The sequence below is a fragment of the Burkholderia sp. Ac-20379 genome (assembly GCF_017104645.1).
Lineage (GTDB): Bacteria > Pseudomonadota > Gammaproteobacteria > Burkholderiales > Burkholderiaceae > Burkholderia.
This window is the reverse complement of sequence record NZ_JAAGPF010000764.1, coordinates 1-967: the sequence shown is the minus strand read 5'-3', so window position 1 is coordinate 967 and position 967 is coordinate 1. Positions and strand designations below refer to the sequence as shown.

1 protein-coding gene is annotated in these 967 nt (G+C 73.2%); it reads left to right on the top strand.

The window, feature by feature from the left end; all coding sequences use genetic code 11:
• Positions 1-967 (top strand): MMPL family transporter (locus G3N92_RS34475; RefSeq protein ID WP_206131934.1); only part of this gene is annotated, 967 nt, incomplete at both ends.

Here is a 967-nt window from a genome sequence, read left to right as displayed (position 1 = left end):
CGCAACTGCGCGCCAGCCGCGCGTTCGGCGCCGTGACCGTCGAGGTGCCGCCGTTCGATCCGGCGCGCATCGCCGCCACCTATCTGCCGGCGCGTTTCGGCCTGCTGACCGGCGCGGACGCCGCGTCGCTGGCGCACGGCGATGCGGCGTCCCTGTCCGACGCGCTGGCGAGGCGGCTCTACGCCCCGCCCACCGACGCGTTGCCCACCGCGCTCGACGACGACCCGTTCGGCTGGCTTCAGCACTGGCTCGCCGCGCTGCCGCTCGGCGCCGGCCGGCTCGCGCTCGAGGACGGCATGCTGGTGTCGCATCGCGACGGCGCGACGAGCGTGCTCGTGATCGCGCCGGTTGGCGGTTCCCCTTACGAAACGACGGTGCAGCAGGCGGTGCGGCAAGCGGTGAGCGCCGCGGAGCGCACGCTGGACGCGCGCTATCCCGGCGTGCGGGTCGCCCGCACCGGCGCCGTGTTCTATGCCGACAAGGCGCGTGCGAGCGCGGAGCGCGACGTGCACGTGATCGGCGCGGTATCGCTGGCCGGCATCGCGCTGCTGCTGCTGGGCGTGTTCCGCTCGCCGCGCCTGCTCGTGCTCGCGTTCGCCTCGACGGCGTTCGGCATCGTTTGCGCGCTGGCCGTCACGATCCTGATCTTCGGCAAGCTGCATCTGCTGACGCTGGTGTTCGGCGTGAGCCTGATCGGCGAGGCGGTCGATTATTCGATCCAGTATTTCGTGGTGTATCTGTCGAGCGGCGCGCAATGGCGGCCCTGGCGCGGCGCGGCGGCGGTGCGGCCCGCGCTGGCCGTGGCGCTGGCCACCAGCCTGCTCGGCTACGCGATCCTGATGTGGGTGCCGTTTCCGGCGCTGGCGCAGATCGCCTGCTTCGCGATGGCCGGCATCGTGGCCGCGTTCGCCGCGGTCACCGGCTTTCTGCCGCTGATGCTCGAGCGGCCCGCGCGCCGCTCGCCGGC